The 22184-nt window shown below is 51.5% G+C and carries 22 protein-coding genes; 9 read left to right on the plus strand and 13 right to left on the minus strand.

The features are described 5' to 3' along the window. Window positions 1-8: 8 nt before the first annotated feature. Window positions 9-1058 (minus strand): nitrogen regulation protein NR(II), encoded by a 1050-nt coding sequence (glnL, locus tag OGY10_RS14180; protein WP_008786986.1) that lies wholly within the window; start codon window positions 1056-1058, stop codon window positions 9-11. Between the two features lie 282 nt (window positions 1059-1340). Next, window positions 1341-2750 (minus strand): glutamate--ammonia ligase, encoded by a 1410-nt coding sequence (gene glnA / locus OGY10_RS14185; RefSeq protein ID WP_008786987.1) that lies wholly within the window; start codon window positions 2748-2750, stop codon window positions 1341-1343. Window positions 2751-3129: 379 nt separating this feature from the next. Between glnA and typA the strand changes: the two genes are divergently transcribed. Next, window positions 3130-4953, plus strand: a complete 1824-nt coding sequence (gene typA / locus OGY10_RS14190) for a ribosome-dependent GTPase TypA (protein WP_008786988.1) — start codon at window positions 3130-3132, stop codon at window positions 4951-4953. Window positions 4954-5021: 68 nt separating this feature from the next. On the opposite strand, the gene ompL is transcribed toward typA, so the two are convergent. From ompL to yihU, 8 genes are all read right to left on the minus strand, one after another. After that, window positions 5022-5714 carry a porin OmpL gene (gene ompL / locus OGY10_RS14195; RefSeq protein WP_060683033.1) on the minus strand — a complete coding sequence of 231 codons (693 nt, stop codon included), beginning with the start codon at window positions 5712-5714 and terminating at the stop codon, window positions 5022-5024. A gap of 66 nt (window positions 5715-5780) precedes the next feature. After that, window positions 5781-7202, minus strand: a complete 1422-nt coding sequence (locus OGY10_RS14200; protein ID WP_079935083.1) for an MFS transporter — start codon at window positions 7200-7202, stop codon at window positions 5781-5783. 46 nt (window positions 7203-7248) lie between these two features. Continuing rightward, window positions 7249-8631 carry an MFS transporter gene (locus tag OGY10_RS14205; RefSeq protein ID WP_048227542.1) on the minus strand — a complete coding sequence of 461 codons (1383 nt, stop codon included), beginning with the start codon at window positions 8629-8631 and terminating at the stop codon, window positions 7249-7251. Between the two features lie 45 nt (window positions 8632-8676). Then, window positions 8677-10713, minus strand: a complete 2037-nt coding sequence (locus tag OGY10_RS14210) for an alpha-glucosidase (RefSeq protein ID WP_191226597.1) — start codon at window positions 10711-10713, stop codon at window positions 8677-8679. A 48-nt stretch (window positions 10714-10761) separates the two neighbouring features. Beyond that, window positions 10762-11604 carry an aldose-1-epimerase gene (locus OGY10_RS14215; RefSeq protein ID WP_191226596.1) on the minus strand — a complete coding sequence of 281 codons (843 nt, stop codon included), beginning with the start codon at window positions 11602-11604 and terminating at the stop codon, window positions 10762-10764. 18 nt (window positions 11605-11622) lie between these two features. Continuing rightward, window positions 11623-12864 carry a sulfoquinovose isomerase gene (yihS, locus tag OGY10_RS14220; protein WP_128317280.1) on the minus strand — a complete coding sequence of 414 codons (1242 nt, stop codon included), beginning with the start codon at window positions 12862-12864 and terminating at the stop codon, window positions 11623-11625. 12 nt (window positions 12865-12876) lie between these two features. Beyond that, a complete protein-coding gene (yihT, locus tag OGY10_RS14225) occupies window positions 12877-13752 on the minus strand; it encodes a sulfofructosephosphate aldolase (protein ID WP_043018880.1) in 876 nt (291 codons plus the stop codon). Window positions 13753-13762: 10 nt separating this feature from the next. Continuing rightward, window positions 13763-14659, minus strand: coding sequence for a sulfolactaldehyde 3-reductase (yihU, locus tag OGY10_RS14230; RefSeq protein ID WP_048227546.1), 897 nt, complete (start codon window positions 14657-14659; stop codon window positions 13763-13765). A 166-nt stretch (window positions 14660-14825) separates the two neighbouring features. Between yihU and OGY10_RS14235 the strand changes: the two genes are divergently transcribed. From OGY10_RS14235 to fabY, 6 genes are all read left to right on the plus strand, one after another. Further along, window positions 14826-15722, plus strand: a complete 897-nt coding sequence (locus OGY10_RS14235; RefSeq protein WP_191226595.1) for a sugar kinase — start codon at window positions 14826-14828, stop codon at window positions 15720-15722. Between the two features lie 33 nt (window positions 15723-15755). After that, window positions 15756-16559, plus strand: coding sequence for a DeoR/GlpR family DNA-binding transcription regulator (locus OGY10_RS14240; RefSeq protein ID WP_079935076.1), 804 nt, complete (start codon window positions 15756-15758; stop codon window positions 16557-16559). Window positions 16560-16664: 105 nt separating this feature from the next. Beyond that, window positions 16665-17264 (plus strand): glucose-1-phosphatase, encoded by a 600-nt coding sequence (gene yihX / locus OGY10_RS14245; protein ID WP_008786997.1) that lies wholly within the window; start codon window positions 16665-16667, stop codon window positions 17262-17264. Further along, window positions 17258-18130 carry a virulence factor BrkB family protein gene (locus OGY10_RS14250; RefSeq protein ID WP_008786998.1) on the plus strand — a complete coding sequence of 291 codons (873 nt, stop codon included), beginning with the start codon at window positions 17258-17260 and terminating at the stop codon, window positions 18128-18130. The genes yihX and OGY10_RS14250 overlap by 7 nt, the downstream gene beginning before the upstream one ends. Next, window positions 18127-18564: a D-aminoacyl-tRNA deacylase gene (gene dtd / locus OGY10_RS14255; RefSeq protein ID WP_003825289.1), complete on the plus strand. Its 438-nt coding sequence runs from the start codon at window positions 18127-18129 to the stop codon at window positions 18562-18564. The genes OGY10_RS14250 and dtd overlap by 4 nt, the downstream gene beginning before the upstream one ends. A gap of 44 nt (window positions 18565-18608) precedes the next feature. Further along, on the plus strand, window positions 18609-19550 hold the full coding sequence (gene fabY, locus OGY10_RS14260) for a fatty acid biosynthesis protein FabY (protein ID WP_003825286.1): 942 nt from the start codon (window positions 18609-18611) through the stop codon (window positions 19548-19550). 17 nt (window positions 19551-19567) lie between these two features. Here the strand turns inward: fabY and OGY10_RS14265 are convergent, their stop codons facing one another. The 3 genes from OGY10_RS14265 to OGY10_RS14275 form a co-directional block, all read right to left on the minus strand. Continuing rightward, on the minus strand, window positions 19568-20014 hold the full coding sequence (locus OGY10_RS14265) for a helix-turn-helix domain-containing protein (protein ID WP_191226594.1): 447 nt from the start codon (window positions 20012-20014) through the stop codon (window positions 19568-19570). After that, window positions 20011-20322: a type II toxin-antitoxin system HigB family toxin gene (locus OGY10_RS14270; RefSeq protein WP_167820804.1), complete on the minus strand. Its 312-nt coding sequence runs from the start codon at window positions 20320-20322 to the stop codon at window positions 20011-20013. Before OGY10_RS14270 ends, OGY10_RS14265 begins: the two co-directional genes overlap by 4 nt. Before the next feature lie 84 nt (window positions 20323-20406). After that, the gene (locus tag OGY10_RS14275) at window positions 20407-21336 is read right to left on the minus strand and encodes an alpha/beta hydrolase (protein WP_286576928.1); all 930 of its coding nucleotides are present in this window, start codon (window positions 21334-21336) and stop codon (window positions 20407-20409) included. A 205-nt stretch (window positions 21337-21541) separates the two neighbouring features. On the opposite strand from OGY10_RS14275, the gene OGY10_RS14280 reads away from it, so the two are divergent. Both OGY10_RS14280 and OGY10_RS14285 read left to right on the plus strand, forming a co-directional pair. After that, the gene (locus OGY10_RS14280) at window positions 21542-21784 is read left to right on the plus strand and encodes a ribbon-helix-helix domain-containing protein (protein WP_020996119.1); all 243 of its coding nucleotides are present in this window, start codon (window positions 21542-21544) and stop codon (window positions 21782-21784) included. After that, the gene (locus OGY10_RS14285; protein ID WP_191226592.1) at window positions 21784-22158 is read left to right on the plus strand and encodes a type II toxin-antitoxin system VapC family toxin; all 375 of its coding nucleotides are present in this window, start codon (window positions 21784-21786) and stop codon (window positions 22156-22158) included. The genes OGY10_RS14280 and OGY10_RS14285 overlap by 1 nt, the downstream gene beginning before the upstream one ends. The last annotated feature ends 26 nt before the right edge of the window (window positions 22159-22184 follow it).

The raw sequence follows: 22184 nt of genomic DNA on the forward strand, positions 1-22184 counted from the left end.
ACGTCACCTTATTTCCTGATAGGCAGGTAAACCGAGAACTCGGTATGACCCGGCCAACTGGTAAATTCAATTTTGCCGGAATGTTGATCAATCAAATTACGGGCGATAGATAATCCAAGGCCGGTACCGCCTTCGCGACCGCTAACCATTGGGTAGAACAGCGTATCCTGCAAATGCGAGGGAATACCTGGACCGTTATCCTCTACATCAATTCGTGCCGCCAGACGGTAACGCATGCCGTGTAGCGTGAGCTGAAACGCAGTACGGGTGCGCAGAATGATCTCGCCGCCTTCCGGTCCCAGCGCCTGCAAAGCATTGCGTACGATGTTCAGCAAAACCTGCTCGATCTGGTCCGGGTCGTGCAGTAATTCGGGCAGACTTGGGTCGTAATCCCGGATTAGCGTGACGTTTTCCGGCAGCTCCATCGAGACCAGCGCCACCACGCGTTCCGCCACTTTGTGAATACTTTCCGTGATGTGCATGCCGGGCTGTTGTGGCCCCAGCAGACGGTCGACCAGATTACGCAGGCGGTCCGCCTGTTCAATAATGACTTTGGTATATTCGGTCAGTGCCGGGTCCGGAAGCGCTTTACTGAGAAGTTGCGCCGCACCGCGTAATCCGCCCAGCGGGTTTTTAATTTCATGTGCCAGACCACGCACCAGATCGCGGGCAGCAATCTGCTGGGCGTGCTGGAGCTGTTCCTGACTCAGACGGCGCTGGTTATCCATAGGGGCCATCTCCAGCAAGATAAGGCCATCAGGCAGCCTCTGAGCGGTCACAGAGAGGATATGTGAGTGGCTGTCTATCACCAGCGTCACTTCGTTATCCGTAAAGCCCTGGCCTGCTTCCAGGCTCTCTCGCATCAGTCCGATGTTTAAGGAGAAATAACTCAACAGATCGGGAAGCGGTGTACCAAACAGTTTGCGGGAGCTTTGGGCGAGCAACTGCTGTGCCGCCGGGTTGGCGTAATGTACAGCCAGCTCATCGTCGACGAGTAAGATGCTGTTGATTAAAGAATTGAGGATCTGCCCAGCATCGGGCAGCGTGCCGGTTGCCATTCAGCAGTCTCCTGAAAAGTGTTGCACCAATTTAGTGCATTATAGCTTTTTACATCAAAAAAGCGCGAAAAAGCAGGTTGTTAGTGGAGAAAAAAGCCCATCCAGAGATGGGCTACAGATGACTGGCAAACATAGATGCCGGATGGCGGCTTTGCCTTATCCGGCCTACAAGGTAATGTTACCCTCCAGGCCTGATAAGTTTGCGCCATCAGGCGTCCTATCATTCACCATCGATCTCAAGCCTGCCTGAGCAGGCTAAAAGTTCCACGGCAACTCAAACGATTAAACGCTGTAGTACAGCTCAAACTCTACCGGGTGCGGAGTCATGCGCACGCGGTCATCTTCTTCGCGACGCAGCGCAATGTACGCATCGATCGCTTCATTGGTGAACACGCCGCCTGCGGTCAGGAACTCGCGGTCCAGATCCAGTTCTTTCAGTGCTTCTTCCAGAGAACCAGCAACCTGTGGGATCTCTTTCGCTTCTTCCGGCGGCAGGTCGTACAGGTTTTTGTCCATTGCTTCGCCCGGGTGGATCTTGTTCTTAATACCGTCAAGACCAGCCATCAGCAGCGCTGCGAAGCACAGGTATGGGTTAGCAGCCGGGTCCGGGAAACGCACTTCGATACGACGCGCTTTCGGAGAAGCAACCACCGGGATACGGATAGACGCAGAACGGTTACGGGCAGAGTAAGCCAGCATTACCGGTGCTTCGTAACCCGGGACCAGACGCTTGTAGGAGTTGGTGGTCGGGTTAGCCAGGGCGTTGATCGCTTTAGCGTGCTTGATTACGCCACCGATGTAGTACAGCGCCTGCTCAGACAGACCCGCATATTTGTCACCGGAGAACAGGTTTACGCCGTTCTTGGACAGGGACATGTGGCAGTGCATGCCGGAACCGTTATCGCCAAACATTGGTTTTGGCATAAAGGTTGCGGTTTTACCGAAACGGTGAGCGACGTTGTGAACGACATATTTGTAGATCTGAATTTCGTCCGCTTTTTTGGTCATGGTGTTAAAGCGGGTCGCGATTTCGTTCTGACCGGCAGTCGCCACTTCGTGGTGATGCGCTTCAACAACCAGGCCCATTTCTTCCATGATCAGACACATGGTAGAACGGATATCCTGAGAAGAATCTACCGGAGGAACCGGGAAGTAACCGCCTTTCACGCCTGGACGGTGACCTTTGTTACCACCTTCGTATTTGGTGGAGGAGTTCCATGCGCCTTCGATGTCATCGATAGCCACGTGGGAACCGGAAATAGTTGCGCCGAAACGGATGTCGTCAAACAGGAAGAATTCTGGCTCTGGCCCGAACAGAACGGTGTCTGCGATGCCGGTAGAACGCAGATACTCTTCAGCACGTTTAGCGATGGAGCGCGGGTCACGGTCGTAGCCCTGCAGCGTACCTGGTTCCAGGATATCGCAACGGATGATCAGGGTAGACTCTTCAAAGAACGGGTCGATGAGAGCAGTAGACGCATCTGGCATCAGAACCATGTCTGATTCGTTAATGCCTTTCCAGCCACCGATTGAGGAGCCGTCAAACATTTTGCCTTCTTCAAAGAATTCGGCATTTACCTGATGAGCAGGAATAGTGACGTGCTGTTCTTTACCTTTGGTATCAGTGAAGCGTAAATCAACAAACTTCACTTCGTGTTCGTTCAGCATCGTCAAAACGTGTTCAGCGGACATACTTACTCTCCCGGATTGGTCATTGTCGTCGTGGTAACGAAGTCTTCAATTCTGCAAAAATTGGCCGTGTCGCCATAAAAAATATAAAGCGAAATCTGTGCCAACTTTTAAATTGCCCCTAAAAGGCGTTATCATGCGCACCATCGTGCAAAGGGGCTGCACCATGAAGGTTGTATTGCACCATTATAGTGCTTTAATGTGAACATTAAGCACCATATTGGTGCAAAGCATGTCAGATTACCCCTTTTAACGCTCCGTGAATGTGATCACAAAGAAACTCTGCAATACTTGTTTGCGGAGGATGTTTGTGATCCTGTTTTGTACTGCGATTAATCCGTGTACAATAACGCGCTATTTCTAAAATGCCTGAGGCAAAGTTGTGATCGAAAATTTGCGTAACATCGCCATCATCGCGCACGTAGACCATGGTAAAACGACCCTGGTAGACAAGCTGCTCCAACAATCCGGTACGTTCGATGCACGTGCTGAAACCCAAGAGCGCGTGATGGACTCCAACGATTTGGAGAAAGAGCGTGGGATTACCATCCTCGCTAAAAACACCGCTATCAAATGGAATGACTACCGTATCAACATCGTTGATACCCCGGGGCACGCCGACTTCGGTGGTGAAGTTGAACGTGTAATGTCCATGGTCGACTCTGTGCTGCTGGTGGTGGATGCAATGGACGGTCCGATGCCGCAGACGCGCTTCGTGACCAAAAAAGCCTTTGCCCATGGCCTGAAGCCAATTGTTGTTATCAACAAAGTTGACCGTCCTGGCGCGCGTCCTGACTGGGTTGTTGATCAGGTATTTGACCTGTTCGTTAACCTCGACGCTACCGACGAGCAGCTGGACTTCCCGATCGTTTACGCTTCTGCGCTGAACGGTATCGCGGGTCTGGATCACGAAGACATGGCTGAAGACATGACTCCGCTGTATCAGACTATCGTTGATCGTGTACCGGCTCCGAGCGTAGATCTTGATGGCCCGCTGCAGATGCAAATCTCTCAGCTGGACTACAACAACTACGTTGGCGTAATCGGTATCGGCCGCATCAAACGCGGTAAAGTTAAACCGAACCAGCAGATCACTATCATCGATAGCGAAGGCAAAACCCGTAACGGTAAAGTCGGTAAAGTTCTGACCCATCTGGGTCTGGAACGTATCGAGAGTGATATTGCTGAAGCAGGCGATATCATCGCGATCACCGGTCTGGGCGAACTGAACATCTCCGACACCATCTGCGACCCGCAGAATGTTGAAGCGCTGCCAGCTCTGTCCGTTGATGAACCGACCGTTACCATGTTCTTCTGCGTAAACACCTCTCCGTTCTGCGGTAAAGAAGGTAAATATGTTACCTCTCGTCAGATCCTTGACCGCCTGAACAAAGAGCTGGTGCACAACGTTGCGCTGCGCGTTGAAGAAACCGAAGATGCGGATGCGTTCCGTGTATCCGGTCGTGGTGAGCTGCACCTGTCTGTTCTGATCGAAAACATGCGTCGTGAAGGTTTCGAAATGGCGGTTTCCCGTCCGAAAGTAATCTTCCGCGAAATCGACGGCCGTAAACAAGAGCCGTTCGAAAACGTAACGCTGGACGTTGAAGAGCAGCACCAGGGTTCTGTGATGCAGGCTCTGGGCGAGCGTAAAGGCGATCTGAAAAACATGAATCCAGATGGCAAAGGCCGCGTACGTCTTGACTACGTGATCCCAAGCCGTGGTCTGATCGGCTTCCGTTCAGAATTCATGACCATGACTTCCGGTACCGGTCTGCTGTACTCCACCTTCAGCCACTACGACGACGTTCGTGCGGGTGATGTGGGTCAGCGTCAGAACGGCGTACTGATCTCCAACGGCCAGGGTAAAGCAGTTGCGTTCGCACTGTTCAGCCTGCAGGACCGCGGTAAGCTGTTCCTGGGTCACGGTGCTGAAGTTTACGAAGGCCAGATCATCGGTATTCACAGCCGCTCTAACGACCTGACTGTAAACTGCCTGACCGGTAAGAAACTGACCAACATGCGTGCGTCTGGTACTGACGAAGCAACGGTTCTGGTTCCGCCGGTTAAGATGACTCTGGAGCAGGCTCTGGAATTCATCGATGACGACGAACTGGTAGAAGTAACACCAACCTCTATCCGTATCCGTAAGCGTCACCTGACTGAAAACGATCGTCGCCGTGCAATGCGTGGCGCGAAAGAAGAGTAATTAACACTCTTTTTCAGGTAAGCACAAAAAAGCCGCTGATTATCAGCGGCTTTTTTATTTCGGAAAGATTAGAAGAAATACTTAGCCCCGACACGAATTTGATTTTGTTCGCGGTGATAAGGTTCTACATTGCGATCTAACCAGCGTAGTTCCAGGTAGGGTAACCAATGTTCATTAATACGATACTTGAAGGTATTCGTAATCTCCCAGTGATGATCTTTTCCGTTACTGCTATTGAAGTCATTCACTCGAATAAAATAGTGCGGCTCAAAGGTATAGGAAAATTTATCGGTGATAGTAAAATTCCAGTAGTTGCCTATTTCATAGGTATCATTATTGTCCTGGTCACCGTTTAGATCGGTTGAGCTGTAGTTATTATGGTTATATCGGTTACGCACGGTAAGATTAAACCATGGGGTAAATTTATAGTTAACATCCAGATAAGCCGCACCACCGGAACCCGTACTCTTATCATTTATCAACCCACCTGGCTGGATAGTTAATTTATCTGTCGGTTTAAATAACGGATACCAGCCCTCTATTTCATTATAGCCGTGTTTTAACTCATCCTTGCGTTGCATGGTGTAGGTGTTGGTGAGCATGATACCCGCGCCCATATCGGAGTTATAGCCAACGCGCATCATCACTTCTATCTGATCTGACGCCAGATTATATGCCTCGCGGTTCTCGACATAGGCACCCGCAAAAACAGAGGTAGAAGCAACCGAAGATAAGAGAATTATTGTTGTTAACTTTTTCATAATAAATCCATTATTTAAGCGTAGGGAGGCCGCCATCCATTAAGATGGAATAGGCGGCTATTATTTTTATACGTTTACAGCAGAGGTATTATTTTTAGTGGTAACAGGATCCGATAGAGCATTGTTTTTTTTCCGTTGGCTGATTTCCTCAATAATAAAAGCAAAGCGAGTTTCGTTGAGCTTATAAAATAAACCCATCGTGAATGCAGCGATAATGGCCAATCCACAAGGCCAAAGGAAAATAAGCTGACGCAGGCCGAGCAAAGTTGCATCGCTTTGAGTTATGTTGGGGATATAACCGATTTGCGTCAGCATGATGCCTGGCAGGAAACCAGCGAGCGCAGCGGAAATTTTGCGCGAAAAGGTATAACCCGTATACACCGAACCTTCCGCGCGGATCCCTGTTTTCCATTCGCCATAATCGACCGTATCCGGAACCAGCGCCCAGTTCAGGCTGTTAACAAAAGCGGTTCCGAAGAAGGCCATACAGGAGAATGTCACGAACAAAAATGATGTGCTGCCCCAGAAAAAGTTCAGTACATCGCCGATAGCCCATAATGCCAGACCGCCGAGGTAAACCTGCTTTTTACCGAAGCGTTTCACCGCAGCGGGAACCAGCAGTACCCCAACCAGAATGCATCCCATGCTGAAGAACCCCATCCACGACAGCAGATGAATATCATTGAGCACGTACTGGGTGTAGTACACCTGGATTGCCAGCTTGATGTTGAATGCCGCCAGCGTGCATAAGTTGGCGACACACAGCACCAGCAGGGGAGGGTTACGGAAAATGGCACAGAACGATTTGAGAATGCTGGGCTTATGGTGATCCGGCACGATTTCGATATAGCGTTCCTTCACTCCGCTGAAACACCACCACATGCTGAACAGCCCGCAGACTGAAAAGATCAGTGCGGCAATCAGATAACCCAGCGAAGGCGAACTGACAAATAGAGCCTGAATTGGCATAAAGCCAACGGTGCACAGTAACAGACCTACGGTAGCGCCGCCCTGACGCCAGGCAGCGAGCTGAGCGCGTTCATGCGGGTTTTTAGTGATCGCAGGCACCATCGCGCCGTATGAGCAGTTCATCAGGCTATAGAACAGACCGAACAGCATAAACAACACCGTTGCCAGTCCGGTTTTCACCGTTAGCGTAAAATCAGTCGCTAAAAACTGCGCGCTGGCAACGACTGCGACAGGAAATGACGCATACAAAATAAAAGGTCTGAATTTACCTTTTGCGCCAATATTACGCCTTGAGTCCAGCAATACACCGGTCAACATATCAGTGAAGGCGGTGAAGAACTTCGCCACCAGAAAGATAATCCCACCGTAATACGCCGGCATCCCTAGTTCATCGGTATAAAATTTAAGCAGATACAGTGTGCCGATACACAGCATCAAATTTGAGCCGAAGTCACCCACTCCGTAGGCGAATTTTTCACGCAGGCTCAGTTTTAGCGTTAGCGGATCATGAAAAGACATAATCGCTCCTCAATAGCGCCCCGTAGAGCGCTATTCATTATTATTATCAAACGGGTTGTTTACGCGCTTCTATCTCTTCAACGATGCGGACATACATCTTCTCGTTAAGGTTGTAGAAACAGCCCATAGCCACAATGGTGATCACCGCTAAAGCGCAGGGATAAATAAAGATCAACTGACGCAAACCTTCGACCGTACTTGCTGATTGCACCACGTTGGGAACGTAGCCGATTTGCGTCAGCATCCAGCCGGGGAAGAATCCTGCCAGCGCTTGTGACACTTTACGAAAGAAGGTGAAACCGGTGTATACCGTGCCTTCAGAGCGTACGCCGGTTCGCCATTCGCCATATTCCACCGTATCGGAGACCAGCGCCCAGTTCAGGCTGTTAACGAATGCTGAGCCGAAGAACGCCAGGCAGGAGAAGGCGACAAAGCTGACGGAACCGCCACCAAAGAAGTAGTTAAGCAAATCCCCTGCAACCCAAATTAGCAAACCGCCAATGTAGACTTTTTTCTTGCCGAAACGCCTAACCATTCCTGGCATCAAGAAGACGCCGATGAAGATACAGCCCATGCTGAAAAAGCCCATCCAGGAAAGGAGGATTGGGTCATTCAGTACGTACTGGGTGTAATAGACCTGAATTGCCAACTTAACGTTAAATGCGCCAAGCGTACAAAGGTTGGCAACGCACAGAATAAACAGAGGGCGGTTACCGGCGATGGCGCGGAAGGATTGCAATAATCCCGGTTTTTGCGCGGCATCCACGGGTTTCACTTCCACGTAGCGTTCTTTTACCCCGGCATAGCACAGCCACATAAACAGCAGGCCAAACAGCGAGAACAACGTGGCAGCGAAGATATAACCCAGCTGTGAATTGCCTTCGATCAAGTTCATTACCGGTACAAAGCCGACTGTACATAGCAACAAACCCAGGGTTGCGCCCCCTTGTCGCCAGGCTGCCAGTGAAGCGCGCTCGTCCGGATTTTTCGTAATCGCGGGAACCATTGCACCATAGGAGCAGTTCATCATGCTGAAGAACAGTCCGTACAACATAAACAGCACCGTTGCCATCACCGTTTTACCGGTTACTTCAAACGGTGTACCGACAAAGTTGGCAATCGCCAGCAAGGTAACTGGAAATGCGGCGTAAAGAACGAACGGACGGAATTTACCTTTCGGGCCGATTTTGCGGCGGGAATCGAGCATAATCCCGGTGCCCATATCGGTAAACGCGGTAAAAAATTTGGCGATAAGGAAAATGATGCCGCCATAAGTTCCTGGTAAACCAAGGACATCGGTATAAAACTTGAGTAAATAGAGGGTACCAATGTCCAACAGGATATTGGAGCCTAAATCACCCATCCCATAGGCGAGTTTTTCTTTGAACGGCAAGCGTAGGGTTGCCGGATTAGAGGAATTCTGACTCATTATTATTCTCCATTTGCCCGCGAGTTGCCCCGCGGGCGAGCCGTGTTAGATGTTGCGTAAAGTGGCAAACAGTGACGCCCATTCACTCTTCGCGCGATAAAACACCGGAGGCTTGCCAATAGGCGCATCTACGGTAATTTCACCGCCCTGGTAAGTTTCCCCAGTCCAGACGTTTACCCAGCTATCCTCTGGCAGATACAGCGTCCAGTTTTGCTGGCCCTGTTCGTGAACCGGCGCGACCAGCAAATCTTGTCCCAGCAGATACTGATATTTCAGGGTATAGGTCCGAGCATCGTCTTCGTAATGCAGGAACAGCGGGCGCATCACCGGCAGACCGGTAGTGCTGTTTTGCGCGACAGCCTGTTTTAGATACGGTTTCAGGGTGGTAAAGACGGTGGTCATACGGGCAAAGTGGGCGATGGTTTCAGCATCACCATCAAACTGCCAGTTATCGCCAGGGCGGTTACCTTCGTGGGTGCGCATCATCGGCGTGAAGGCGCTGAAGTCACACCAGCGCAGCAGCAGTTCTTTGCTGCGTTTCATGTCAAACAGGGTGGTGTAGCCGCCGATATCGCTGTGGTGCAGACCGTGACCGGTCATCGCCAGCGACAGCGCCGCAGGAACGACGGAAGCCAGACCGTCGTCGAGGCTCCAGTCAACGTTCTGATCGCCTGCCCACATCATGGTGGAGTACTTTTGGCTGCCGGTGTAGCCCGCACGCATAAAGAACAGGATTTCGCCGAGTTTGCCGGTCTCCTGTAACGCTTCGTAGTTGCATTTCGCCCACAGTGCGGGCCAGGCGTTATGCATAATTTCAGCGCTGACGCCGTTGTGCAGATACGTATCGGTTGGCAGATATTCGCCAAAGTCGGCCATCCAACCGCCGCAGCCCAGCTCAATCATGTTCTTTTTGATGACTTCTTTGAACCAGTCGTAGGCTTCGGGGTTGGTCAGATCGACCACACCGCCGTAAAACTCGCCGAACTCAACCAGATAGTCAGCGCCTGAGGCATCTTTCGCCAGATAACCGCGTTCAGCCGCTTCGGCACAGAGATCTTTATCGCTGGCGACGTACGGGTTGATATAGGAGAGGAACTGTACACCTTCTTCTTTCCACTGCTTAATACGGTTATCCAGCTGCGGATAGTTGTCGCTGTTCCACTTCCAGTTCCACATCACGCGCTTGCCAAAGGAGGTCATGCGGATCCCGGACCAATCCTGCGCCCAGATGCCGTTTACTTTCACGCCTGCGTTACGCATGGTGTCCAGTTTGTTCTGGCAAATTTCAGTACCGCCCTGAATACCGAGCGTGACGCCATCGTAGATCCAGTCCGGCAGCTCCGGTTGGCGTCCTAACAGCGCAGTCAGTTTTTCCAGCAGAGAGATATAGGTTTCGGCGCACTCAATACGCAGAGTGGTTTTGTCTTCCCACAGAGCGAGTTCGTGATACTCCGGCGCGCTGAAATCGAAATTCATATAGCAACTGTTATCAACGTGGCAGTAGTACTTCTGTGTGCTGACGAAGGTTGGCTGCGGAAAGAAGGTCCAGTAATAATCACCGCCGGCATTTTCTTTGCAGTCGGCCTGCCAGGTGACATAGCTGTTTTTGTTGCGGCCCACGCCCTGTTCGCTGGTCCACAGCGGGAACGGTTTACCGCGTAAGTCGAAATAAGAGAACTGTTCGCCGCAGCCGTAAATATGATCGTCTGGGTTGGCCGCCAGACGCAGCCAGATACGGTTATGGCTGAGTTCCTCGTTATGGAGGTCGAGCTTCAAACGACCCTGATCATCGGTAGAGATGTGTAGCGTGGCGTTGATGGTATTACCGCGGCTGAAATGTACCAGCCAGCCATCAGGTGACTCGCTAACCGTGGCGTCGGTCAGAGCAATCTTCTCATTGAGCTTGTCTTTGATGCTGAAGTTGCCGCGAAACATGTCAATGTCGGCAACGCCAGTGCCGATCCACAGACAGGGGGTTTCTGTGCTGTGACGTAAAATCAGGCGCTGGTGGTACGTTAAAGCAAATCCATCAGGTAATGATGTGAGTTCTAAGGCGGTTGACCGTTGTTGTAGCGAATTCATTATCGTCTCCGTAAAAATAGGGTAATTCGGTAATTTGTCGGAAATCTGTTATTCACTGCCGATTAAAAAATGCATTTGATGTGTTTCTCCGGGCGCGAGATGAATCAGGCTAATTCCGGAGTTAAAGGCGTCTGGCGGGCAGGTCATCGGTTCAACCGCCAGGCCACGCCGTGCTAATTTTTCGCCGGTGTACACCTGTAGCCAGGGCTGGTGGCTGCGTAAAAAAGTGGACATGTTTTGCGATGGACTGGTTATCCTGACTTCCCACTCAGCGTCAGGTGGCATGGCCCTGAACGTATGATCGATAGTGGTCTGCGCAATGCGTCGCTGCGTTGTGAAATCCCGTTCATCGCATGTTTCTTCACTCGCTGGGAGTGTTAATTCACAGTCATCGATAGGGTGCAGATTGCAGGTCAAGTAGGGATGTGCTCCCGCGCCATAGGGTGCAATTTCGTCACCCACATTCTGTGTCCGAATAATGACGTGCAATCCGCTGTCTGCCTCCAGTCGGTAAATCACCTCTGAAACCAGCGCAAAGGGATAGCCATAAGAGGGCGGAAGAAAAATCGTCAACGACACTTCCGTGTTCGACAGTTGATTAATCTGCCAGTCCCGCCAGGCCAGCAATCCATGGATGGCGGTATGTGAAACAGGGTCGTTAACGGCAAGTTGGAAGGTCTTGCCGTTATGTTGATAGCAGCCATCTGCAACGCGGTTTGGCCAGGGAACCAGCACTTTTCCTAAATGTGCCAGCGGCATCTCTTCCGGCTTATGTGGAATCACAATGTGACGCCCAAGGTGCGTCAATTCTGCTAGTCCAGCACCAACCGTGACGATTTTCGCCTGGAAGTTTCCGGCTTGAAGATGAATGGTTTTTCCACCGTTATGCATGGCTGCTCACCTTGTTACTTATTTAGCGTTGATATCCAGCAGACCGGCAGCCACTGCCGGAGCAAGGCCCGGAGCCAGCGGTAGACGCGGGATCACCAGGCAGTGCAGTAGGTGATAAATGTCCTGCTTACCGTCCCAGACTTTGGTAGTCACCTTGTTATCGGTGTCCAGCTCCTGCCACCATGAACCGGTCTCGTAGTCCATCAGATATGTGATGCAGTAATCCCACCACTTCTGGTACCAGGCTTCGTATTGGCTGTCGCCGGTGAGGGTATACAAGGCATAGGCGGTACCCATGGCTTCGACTATCGGCCAACGCACTCTTTCGCGAACGATGGGTTTACCATCCCAGTCCACCGAATAGACAAAACCATCTGCGCCGTCCGGTGCCCAGGCATCACGGATGGTGGCGTGGAACAAGCCTTTGGCATCTTCCAGCAGCCATTTGGGAGGCGTTTCAAAACGGGCTTCCAGCGCGGCATGCAGATGCAGCATCAGGCGGCCCCATTCGATCCAGTGGCCCGGCGTGCCGCCGTAGGCGCGGAAACGGTGAGCTGGGTTATCCTTGTTGTAATCGCGGATTGGGTTCCACTGTGAATCGAAGTGTTCGTTAACGCGATACTCCCCGCTGCGGGCTACGTCGTGAATAATCACCGAAGCAATTCGCAGTGCGCGATCGAGCCATTTACGGTCATGGGTAACGTCATACACGATCAGGAAAGCCTCGACCGCGTGCATGTTGGCGTTACCGCCGCGGTAATCTTCCGTCTGGCTAAAAGCTTCGTCCCAGGATTCCAGGCACATCTGCTCCTCTTCGCTCCAGAAGTACTTTTCAATCACGTCGATAGCGTCATCCAACAATTGTCTGGCCTGCGGATGACCGGTGGTGACCGCACTTGCCGCACCGAGCAAAACAAAGAAATGCTGATAGCCCTGTTTGGAGGCGTCCATAACGCCTTCATCATTTACGCAGGCGTACCAACCGCCGTAGCGAGTGTCGCGTAACGCACCGTTCAGTGCTTTAATGCCGTGATCGACTAGCTGATATGCGCCAGGACGACCCATTGACGCGGCAACGGAGTAGACGTGCAGCATGCGGGCGGTGATCCACAGATGTGTCCCCATATCTGCTCTGACCTGACCACTGTTTCCCAGCCAGCCAAATCCGGTGGGTACCGCCGCATTCTTACCAAAGTTAAAGATGCGGTCGGTTTCTTGTTCCAGCCAACGGTTGTGGCTTAGGGTGTTGAACCATTTCATTCTTAGATCCTCTTAGCGCCGGGCCATCATTTCGTCGACGATATCGCCCAGGCGTTGTAATTTAGGCGCGGAAACATCACGCAGCATCAGTTCGGTATCTGGCAGGCCAACAACCGATGACCAGACCGCACGTCCGGCCAGGAAGCCAGATGCGCCTGCGGTCATTGCTACGCTGACTGCGCGCGGGAACAGTTTTTCATCCACACCAGAGGAGAGAATGACCCACGGCATGTTGATGTTCTCATTCAGGCGTTGAGAGGCGCTAAGCAGTTCTTGTTGGGTACCTTTGCCGTACAGCGGCATTTCGACCTTGTAGAGATCGGCTCCGCTATCACCCAGCTCTTTTGCGGCATCGATAATGGCCTGTTCGCGATCAAACTTATCGCCACGACGCGGCGGACGAACAACCGGCTCGATGATGCTCAGTAAGCCATTGGAATGGCATAGCTCATTGAATTCTTTCACCATGTCCAGACGCTGTTGGGCATCTTCATCGCTACGCCATAGCACCAGCAGTTTGAGAGCCTTAGCACCATCTTGCTTCACGGCCTGCGGGTTGATTTTTTTATCAATCACCACGCTATCGACCGGAATACCGTTACCCGGAATGAACTCATCAGCGGCCACAATCATGGCGCAGCTTTTAGCGACCGCGTTTTGCTCTACAACCTGGCGGTAGCAGAACTGCTGATCGACCAGAATGGCGGAGGCATAGGGGGACAGGATCTTCGCCGCATTGACTTTGAAATCGGTCAGCACGCTGTCATTGACCGGGGATTTTGCACCTGCTGCGGCAAACATTAAGCGCATGGCTTCGCGCTGATCGACTGCCAGCATGGCAAATCCGCCAGAAGCTCGGGTGATATCTTTCAGGGTGTACTTCGTCATTGTTCAGTCCTTACTTATCTGTATGTTTATTTAGCCCGGCGGATGCGCGAACCTGTTCAAGAATGGCCGTCCAGTCTTCACGGCCACGGCCAGCGGCACGCGCCTGGTTATAGACTTCGCGGGAGGCAGCACCGAGTGGCATCGGCACATGCAGTTGGTTGGCAACGTCCAGGGCGATGCCAAGATCCTTGTGAGCTAAATCGATCATAAAGGCCGGGGAAAGATCGCCTTTCAGCACTTTGTTTGGCCAGGAGGTGGTGAAGTGGCCTTTCCCGGCGGGGGTGCCGCTCATAACTTGCAAGGCCACATCAAAGGAGAGGCCAAGTGCCTCGCACAACACGGCTGCTTCGGCAGAAAGAGCGTTCAGTGCGATACTCATGTAGTTGTTGATGAGTTTCACGCGGATCCCCATGCCGGGACCCCCTGCATTGATCAATTCATTACCCATCGCCATCAGAACCGGTGCGGCGCGTTCTACCTGCTGTGCCGTTCCGCCTGCCAGCAGCAACAGTGTTCCCGCGATAGCGTGATCGGAGGTGCGTCCAACCGGGCAATCCATCATGTCGAAACCTTTGGCACGCATATCAGCGATAAGCTTGTCGGTTTGCAGTGGATGAATGGTCGACATATCAATCACTAATGCCTGTGGGGAGAGGCTTTCACAGATACCTTGCTCTCCGAACAGTACGCTACGCACCAGATCGCCGTTTGGCAGCATGGTGATGACAAATTCGGCCCCTTTTGCTGCCTGAGCCGGGTTGCTGGCAGGCTGTGCTCCTTTTTCCACCAGGCGCTGAACAGCATCCGGGTTAACGTCAAAGACGCTGAGTTGATGACCCTGCTTCAGCAAGTTGCTCGCCATGGGTGAACCCATCTGACCTAATCCGATAAATGCTATAACTGCCATAACGTTCTCCTGAGACGTGGATGTCATTTTTTGTCATTTAAGGTCGTTTGTTTTTGTCTGTTTTTGATCGTATTTGTAATTTATGGTCAAAAAATTGACAGCCGTCACTTTTTAAACATTTTGTGAAATTAAAATGATCCCATCTTGAAATGCCTAAGGAATGACCATGATTCGTATTGCTTGTGTAGGTATTGCCGTGATGGATCGCATCTATTACGTGGAAGGTTTACCGACCGAAGGAGGTAAGTATGTGGCTAAGCGTTATACGGAAGTGGGCGGCGGGCCTGCTGCAACGGCCGCTGTGGCTGCAGCGAAGCTGGGCGCGCAGGTGGACTTTATTGGCCGTGTGGGCGATGACGACACCGGAAATAGCCTGCTGGCGGAGCTGGAATCCCTGGGGATAAATACCCGTTACACCCGGCGTTACGCAGGGGCGAAGTCTTCGCAATCGGCAATTATGGTTGATGCGCAAGGGGAACGGATTATCGTTAACTATCCCAGCCCGGATTTATTGCCGGATGCTGATTGGCTCAATGAGATCGATTTTTCCCAGTGGGATGTGGTGTTGGCGGATGTTCGCTGGCACGAAGGGGCCAGGCAGGCGTTCGCGCTGGCGCGTCAGGCGGGAGTGATGACGGTACTGGATGGCGACGTAACACCACAAGATATCAGCGAGCTGGTGGCGTTAAGCGATCATGCTGCGTTCTCTGAACCTGGTCTGGCGCGTTTAACCGGGATAAATGATTCTGGAGCTGGACTAAAACAAGCACAAACGCTCACAAATGGTCATGTTTATGTGACACGAGGGAGCGAAGGCTGTGACTGGATAAAAAATAATACGTTGCAGCATCAATCTGGATTTAAAGTCGATGTTGTGGATACTACGGGAGCTGGAGATGTTTTCCACGGTGCGTTCGCATTCAGCCTGGCCGGCGGCGATGCTCCAGAAGAGGCCGTCAGGTTTGCCAGTGGGGTTGCTGCGTTAAAATGCACTCGCCCTGGAGGAAGGGCCGGAATCCCTGACTGTGATCAAACCCGATCTTTTCTGTCACTTTTTGTATAAAATGCCAGGGCAATGGTTTTTCGAGGAAATTTCATGAGTCTTACCGAACTGACCGGTAACCCGCGACACGATCAACTGCTTATGCTGATTAGCGAGCGCGGTTATATGAATATCGACGAGCTGGCCAGCCTGCTGGACGTGTCCACGCAAACCGTGCGTCGTGATATTCGTAAACTCAGCGAGCAGGGATTAATTACGCGTCATCATGGTGGCGCGGGCAGAGCTTCCAGCGTGGTGAATACGGCGTTTGAGCAGCGTGAAGTCTCCTGGACGGAAGAGAAAAAAGCCATTGCGGAAGCGGTGGCTGATTACATTCCCGATGGGTCAACGGTGTTTATTACCATTGGCACCACCGTTGAGCAGGTGGCACGCGCGCTGTTAAACCATAATCATTTGCGCATTATCACCAATAGCCTGCGTGTGGCGCACATTCTGTATAACAATCCGCGTTTTGAAGTCATGGTACCGGGGGGAACGTTACGCCCGCATAACAGTGGCATCATTGGCCCTTCTGCCTCGGCATTTGTCGCTGATTTTCGGGCCGACTACCTGGTTACCAGCGTTGGCGCGATCGAAAGTGATGGTGCGTTGCTGGAGTTTGATGTCAACGAGGCCAGCGTAGTGAAGACGATGATGGCCCATTCAAGGCATATTCTGTTGGCTGCGGATCATACGAAATACACGGCTTCTGCCGCGGTAGAAATTGGTAACGTGTCTCAGGTGACCGCGCTATTTACCGATGAATACCCTGGCCCGGCACTGCATAATTTACTCCAGTCACAGCAGGTGGAAATTGTGCAAGTGAGTCCTTCACAAGATGATGCTCTGGCAGTGTAATTCTCCCCAATGATGGCTAGATAGGTTCGTAGCCATCACTCTCGCATAGTCAAACTTCTCCTTTCCCGCTACAGTTATTCATCCACGGCGAATAAGGAGAAGGGCATGCTCTATATCTTTGATTTGGGTAATGTGATTGTCGATATCGACTTCAATCGCGTGTTAGGTACTTGGAGCGATCTGAGCCGTGTACCGCTGGCTTCGTTAAAGCAAAGTTTCACCATGGGAGAGGCTTTTCACCAGCACGAGCGAGGTGAAATAACGGATGAAGCCTTTGCCGAAGCGCTATGTCATGACATGGCGCTACCGCTAAGCTATGAGCAGTTCTCCCACGGCTGGCAGGCCGTTTTTGTTGCCTTGCGTCCTGAAGTCATCGACATCATGCAAAAGCTGCGTGAGCAGGGGCATCGGGTGGTCGTCTTGTCGAATACTAACCGTCTGCACACGACGTTTTGGCCGGACGAATACCCCGAAATCCGTCAGGCTGCTGACCATATTTACCTTTCCCAGGATCTGGGCATGCGTAAACCGGAAGCGCGGATTTACCAGCATGTCCTGCAGTCTGAAGGTTTTTCTGCGCATGAGGCGGTATTTTTCGACGACAACGCCGATAATATTGAAGGGGCTAATCGGTTAGGGATTACCAGCATCCAGGTTGTCGATAAAACGACCATTCCGGACTATTTCGCGAAGTTGCTATGCTAAAAAATGTTCAGCAACAAGCCAGGCACCATACGCGTCCTGTTCGGGCCTGGTTGAAGCTACTATGGCAGCGGATTGATGAGGACAATATGACGACGCTGGCAGGGAATCTTGCCTATGTCTCATTACTCTCATTAGTGCCGCTTATTGCCGTAGTTTTTGCGCTTTTCGCCGCATTTCCGATGTTTTCTGACGTCAGCGTCCAGCTACGTCATTTCATTTTCGCAAACTTTATCCCGGCGACGGGAGATGTCATTCAGCGTTATATCGAACAGTTCGTTGCCAACTCGAACAAAATGACCGCCGTTGGGGCGTGTGGGCTGATTGTGACAGCGCTATTACTGATGTATTCCATTGATAACGCGCTGAATACTATCTGGCGCAGCAAGCGTACTCGGCCTAAAGTTTACTCTTTCGCCGTTTACTGGATGATTTTAACGCTGGGGCCACTGCTGGCGGGGGCCAGTCTGGCGATCAGCTCTTATCTGTTGTCATTGCGCTGGGCCAGCGATCTCAACACGGTGATCGATAACGTCCTGCGTATTTTCCCGCTGGTGCTTTCCTGGCTCTCGTTCTGGCTGCTTTACAGCATCGTACCGACTACGCGTGTACCTAACCGTGATGCGGTTATTGGCGCCTTTGTGGCCGCTGTGTTGTTCGAAACCGGAAAGAAAGGATTTGCGCTCTATATCACGATGTTCCCGTCTTATCAGCTCATTTACGGTGTCCTGGCTGTGATCCCCATTTTATTCGTCTGGGTATACTGGACCTGGTGTATCGTCTTGCTAGGCGCGGAAATAACTGTCACTCTCGGGGAATACCGCAAACTTAAACAAGCCGCAGAACAAGAAGAAGCAGAGCAACCATGATTGCATTAATTCAGCGCGTAACCCGTGCCAGCGTCACCGTGGAGGGCGAGGTGACGGGTGAAATTGGCCCAGGACTTTTGGTCCTGTTAGGTGTCGAAAGGGATGATGACGAACAGAAAGCGAACCGCCTGTGCGAGCGCGTACTCGGCTATCGAATCTTTAGCGATGCCGAAGGCAAAATGAACCTTAACGTGCAGCAGTCAGGGGGCAGCGTGCTGGTGGTTTCACAGTTCACGCTGGCGGCAGATACCGAACGCGGCATGCGCCCGGGGTTTTCAAAAGGGGCTGCGCCCGATCGTGCAGAGGCGCTGTATGAGTACTTTGTTGAGCGTTGCCGCCAACAGGAAATGAATACGCAAACCGGTCGATTCGCTGCGGATATGCAGGTTTCACTGGTTAATGATGGCCCCGTGACGTTCTGGTTACAAGTATGAACCAGCTACCGGTGTGGCCGCGGACAACAAGAGAGAATACGACGATGTATCACCTTCGAGTACCGCAAACAGAAGAAGAATTGGAGCGTTACTACCAGTTTCGCTGGGAGATGCTGCGTAAACCGTTGCACCAGCCTAAAGGCTCCGAACGGGATGCCTGGGATGCGATGGCGCATCACCAGATGGTGGTGGACGAAGAGGGGAATTTGGTCGCAGTAGGACGTCTGTATATCAATGCGGATAACGAAGCCTCCATACGCTTTATGGCCGTTGACCCTTCCGTGCAGGAGAAGGGGTTGGGCACGCTGATGGCGATGACCCTGGAGTCTGTGGCGCGTCAGGAAGGGGTAAAGCGCGTAACCTGTAGCGCCCGTGAAGATGCGGTCGAATTTTTCGCCAAACTGGGGTTTGTGAGCCAGGGAGAAATCACCACGCCGCAAACCACGCCGGTGCGTCACTTTTTGATGATTAAACCCATCGCGACGCTGGACGATATTCTCCATCGCGGCGACTGGTGCGGACAGCTACAGCAAGCCTGGTACGAACATATTCCATTGAGTGAGAAAATGGGTGTGCGCATTCAGCAATATACCGGGCAGAAATTTATCACCACGATGCCCGAGACGGGCAATCAGAACCCGCACCATACGCTGTTTGCCGGGAGCCTGTTTTCACTGGCGACGCTAACGGGCTGGGGGCTAATCTGGCTGATGCTACGCGAGCGTCATCTCGGCGGGACGATAATCCTTGCTGACGCGCATATACGGTACAGCAGGCCGATCACCGGGAAACCTACAGCTATCGCCGATCTGGGCTCGCTGAGCGGAGACCTGGATCGTCTGGCAAGAGGTCGTAAGGCGCGCGTTCAGATGCAGGTCGGGGTATTTGGCGACGACACGCCGGGCGTGGTGTTTGAAGGCACTTACATTGTGCTACCCGCAAAACCGTTTGGCGCATATGAAGAAGGCGGGAACGAGGAAGAGTAAGTCAGAGGGTATCTTCTCTACTCGATGAATGCGTCTGCCGGAAGATTAAAGCGTTCTGCAAGCGCTTTAATATGGCTTACAGTCAGTGCTCTGCGACCATTTAAGATGTTGCTGACGTTCGATTTTGAACCGAGTTCGTTGGCAAGGTCTGCTGCTTTGAGACTGTATTGGTCCATGAGCGTACGCAATACTGAAACGCCAGAGGGTGTTTTCTCCAGGTGTTGGTTGAGTGCTTTGAATTCCGGCGCATGTTTTTCATATTTACTGATTCGGGCACAGAGCAATTCAAATAGTGGGTTTTCAAGATCGTCGTGGTCGACCAGATACTCCACTAGCACAAGTGCCCTGCGATACTCAGTGTCATTTCGGTCTTCCCCCAACAGTGGGATGGTTTTTACCGCATCGCTGAAGGTATCAACAATCTTTTTTGCGCTGGCTGTATCCATATGACGATGCGTTCTCATTCTTTATTACCCCGATAATATGCTGTCAGTTTGTCATATTCGGCATGGGAAACGATATGTTTGACAAATATCTTATGTGACCTGAAATCTATGTAGGAGATGAGTCTTAGGCTGTTACCAGAAACATCAATCACCCACCATTTATCTCTGTACTTAAAATTATCCAGTGAAGGAATATACTGCTTCATCTCTTCAGGCTGAATGAATGTTTTTTTCTCCAAAACATTCAGTAAATCAGCGAGAGCAAGCTGATGATTTGGATACATGAGCATTGCCTCGTTAAAAGGTATTCGGCTGATAACATGCACGGTGTAGTTCCATTACAAGGTTTTCAACCTGAAAACAAAATAACGCAACGCAATTAAGTTTACAAGATGAAAACACTATATTAATTAAGCATGTCTTACTGCTGTAGAATTTATGGCGCGCCAGGCAACATCCCGCATTGCGCTTCGTGCCGCTTGACTCACCCCTGCTAGCTGGAAAAATCCGTGGATAACACCGAGATAGCGTTGGCAGGTGCAATCCACGCCCTGCTCCTGGAACCGTTGATACAGGGCCTCACCCTCATCTCGCAGTGGGTCGAATTCAGCTGTAATGATGTGCGTGGGCGGTAAACCGTTGAAGTCTTCACGCCAGAGCGGGCTGGCTTCGGGATGCAATGGATCGGTTTGCGGCATATACATCTCGTAGCCCGACAGCAGTGTGTCGCGGGTGATAATGTAATCCTGTCCATTATGGTCATAGCTCGCAAAGCTGGCGGTTGCATCCAGCATCGGGTAGATCAGCATAAGCTGCGCAGGTTGCCATTGCCTGGTAGCTTTCAGGCGTAGTGCGGTGACCAGCGCCAGATGCCCGCCAGCGCTGTCGCCAGCCAGCGTAATGTTGTCCCGGTCTACTCCCAGTTTCTTGGCATACTTCCAGATAATATTGGCCCCCGATTCAGCATCGTTATGTGCTGCCGGGAAGATGTGCTCTGGTGCGAGGCGATACTGCACCCCAATGACCCGACAGCCGCTGTACCAGGCGAGTTGCCTTAGCTGGTTATCATGAGTGGTAAATCCGCCGCTGACAAAGCAGCCGCCGTGATAATAGATAACGCAGGGGAGATTTCCCGTGCTGCCCCGCGGCGAAACTACGCGAAACATCATGGCATCGAGCTCAATATCTTCAACTTGTACGCGGGTTTCAGTGTCTCCGGCCAGGACCGTGCTGGCGATATAGCCTGCTCTCCGGTCATCAATATTCTGCTCGCGCGAAGAAGGGCGTCCCGCCACGATAAATGCTTCAACCAGCTGTGCAATCCCGCTTTCCAGTGCCATTTTCACATCTTCTTATCTGTATGGATATACAAGTTTATAACCTGGATAACTAAGAATGAAAATGGGAAAAATGGGGGTGGTTATGATTCTGGAAAGCGGCTCGCAAAAGTAAAAATTGTTCGTGTGAAGGCTACTTTCCCGCTTTTCTCAGGTGTATGTTGTGTAGAAATTAATCGCCGATGATATACTGGAGGTATATGTGAGTATGATGGTTGGGATGGATATGGGCAGAATTTTACTCGATTTATCAGATGAGGTGATTAAACGTCTTGATGACCTCAAGGTTCAGCGCAATCTGCCACGAGCAGAACTCTTACGGGAGGCCGTTGAACAGTATCTTGAGAGGCAGGATCAGGCTGAAACAACAATTTCACGCGCTCTTGGGCTGTGGCAAGGCTGTGAGGAAGATGGTGTTGAATACCAGCGTAAACTCCGTGAGGAATGGTAATGGTCAAAGGATCAGCGCTTTTTGATACCAACATCCTCATCGATCTGTTTAGCGGTAGAAATGAAGCAAAACTAGCGATAGAAACATGGCCGCCGCAGAATGCAATCAGCCTCATTACATGGATGGAGGTGATGGTGGGCGCAAAAAAATACCATCAGGAAGCCCGTACTCGCGTTGCGCTAGGCGCTTTTAACGTGATCGGCGTTTCACAGGATATTGCTGAACGAAGCGTGAGTATCAGGCAGGAGCATGGGATGAAATTGCCGGATGCCATTATTTTGGCCACTGCGCAGATTCATCGTCTTACACTGGTTACGCGTAATACCAAGGATTTTGCAGGCATATCAGGCGCGGTCACGCCGTATACGTTATAACCCGGGCGACTTACGCCGCCCGGTGG

Source organism: Citrobacter sp. Cpo148, assembly GCF_030332375.1.
Taxonomy (GTDB): domain Bacteria; phylum Pseudomonadota; class Gammaproteobacteria; order Enterobacterales; family Enterobacteriaceae; genus Citrobacter; species Citrobacter portucalensis.

Bases quoted from the DNA above. Each gene is read 5' to 3' on its own strand.
- glnL (WP_008786986.1), bottom strand. From the start codon at position 1,058: ATGGCAACCGGCACGCTGCCCGATGCTGGGCAGATCCTCAATTCTTTA.
- glnA (WP_008786987.1), bottom strand. From the start codon at position 2,750: ATGTCCGCTGAACACGTTTTGACGATGCTGAACGAACACGAAGTGAAG.
- ompL (WP_060683033.1), bottom strand. From the start codon at position 5,714: ATGAAAAAGTTAACAACAATAATTCTCTTATCTTCGGTTGCTTCTACC.
- OGY10_RS14200 (WP_079935083.1), bottom strand. From the start codon at position 7,202: ATGTCTTTTCATGATCCGCTAACGCTAAAACTGAGCCTGCGTGAAAAA.
- OGY10_RS14205 (WP_048227542.1), bottom strand. From the start codon at position 8,631: ATGAGTCAGAATTCCTCTAATCCGGCAACCCTACGCTTGCCGTTCAAA.
- OGY10_RS14210 (WP_191226597.1), bottom strand. From the start codon at position 10,713: ATGAATTCGCTACAACAACGGTCAACCGCCTTAGAACTCACATCATTA.
- OGY10_RS14215 (WP_191226596.1), bottom strand. From the start codon at position 11,604: ATGCATAACGGTGGAAAAACCATTCATCTTCAAGCCGGAAACTTCCAG.
- yihS (WP_128317280.1), bottom strand. From the start codon at position 12,864: ATGAAATGGTTCAACACCCTAAGCCACAACCGTTGGCTGGAACAAGAA.
- yihT (WP_043018880.1), bottom strand. From the start codon at position 13,752: ATGACGAAGTACACCCTGAAAGATATCACCCGAGCTTCTGGCGGATTT.
- yihU (WP_048227546.1), bottom strand. From the start codon at position 14,659: ATGGCAGTTATAGCATTTATCGGATTAGGTCAGATGGGTTCACCCATG.
- OGY10_RS14235 (WP_191226595.1), top strand. From the start codon at position 14,826: ATGATTCGTATTGCTTGTGTAGGTATTGCCGTGATGGATCGCATCTAT.
- OGY10_RS14240 (WP_079935076.1), top strand. From the start codon at position 15,756: ATGAGTCTTACCGAACTGACCGGTAACCCGCGACACGATCAACTGCTT.
- yihX (WP_008786997.1), top strand. From the start codon at position 16,665: ATGCTCTATATCTTTGATTTGGGTAATGTGATTGTCGATATCGACTTC.
- OGY10_RS14250 (WP_008786998.1), top strand. From the start codon at position 17,258: ATGCTAAAAAATGTTCAGCAACAAGCCAGGCACCATACGCGTCCTGTT.
- dtd (WP_003825289.1), top strand. From the start codon at position 18,127: ATGATTGCATTAATTCAGCGCGTAACCCGTGCCAGCGTCACCGTGGAG.
- fabY (WP_003825286.1), top strand. From the start codon at position 18,609: ATGTATCACCTTCGAGTACCGCAAACAGAAGAAGAATTGGAGCGTTAC.
- OGY10_RS14265 (WP_191226594.1), bottom strand. From the start codon at position 20,014: ATGAGAACGCATCGTCATATGGATACAGCCAGCGCAAAAAAGATTGTT.
- OGY10_RS14275 (WP_286576928.1), bottom strand. From the start codon at position 21,336: ATGGCACTGGAAAGCGGGATTGCACAGCTGGTTGAAGCATTTATCGTG.
- OGY10_RS14280 (WP_020996119.1), top strand. From the start codon at position 21,542: ATGATGGTTGGGATGGATATGGGCAGAATTTTACTCGATTTATCAGAT.
- OGY10_RS14285 (WP_191226592.1), top strand. From the start codon at position 21,784: ATGGTCAAAGGATCAGCGCTTTTTGATACCAACATCCTCATCGATCTG.